Below are 521 nucleotides of genomic sequence, written 5' to 3'. Positions count from 1 at the left end.
AAAATGTGCCAGAAAAATACTGGGATATTGCGAAAGAAGGTATGCGCCGTGTAAACCATGGTACTCGTGGTACAGCTCGTCGTTCTTTCTACAATATGAGCTACCAGACAGCCGGTAAATCAGGTACAGCGCAGGTCTTTGGCTTGGGCGAGAACGAAGAGTACAACGCAGATGAAGTCGCGGAACACTTGCGTGACCACGCCCTGTTTACGGGCTTTGCTCCGTTTGACGATCCAAAAGTTATCGTTACACTCGTGCTAGAAAACGCAGGTGGTGGCTCAAGTAACGGTGGTCCAATGGCGAGAAAAATCTTTGACCGAGTGGTACTTGGCCCAGAAGAAATCAAACCAGAAGATGACAAAACCAACGCGCAAAAAGAGGTTACACGCTAATGAAGATGGATCCCTCTACAGGTAAAAACCGCGCCTTGTTTGAGCGCTTCCATATCGACTTGCCCCTCCTACTCGGCATCTTTGCTTTAATGGGTTTTGGTCTTGTGATCATGTACAGTGCCAGCGGAC

General features: G+C 48.6%; 1 protein-coding gene and 1 pseudogene. Both read left to right on the top strand.

Going from position 1 to position 521, the window contains the following annotated elements:
• A partial coding sequence (locus R7R78_RS29400; protein WP_263856360.1) for a penicillin-binding transpeptidase domain-containing protein occupies positions 1-392 on the top strand: 392 nt, incomplete at its 5' end.
• A pseudogene (locus R7R78_RS29395) lies at positions 392-521 on the top strand (rod shape-determining protein RodA); the annotation flags it as partial. The gene R7R78_RS29400 and the pseudogene R7R78_RS29395, both read left to right, overlap by 1 nt.

The organism is Vibrio sp. 2134-1 (genome assembly GCF_033339495.1).
The sequence above is the reverse complement of the archived record's forward strand: the minus strand, read 5'-3'. Positions and strand labels throughout refer to the sequence as shown.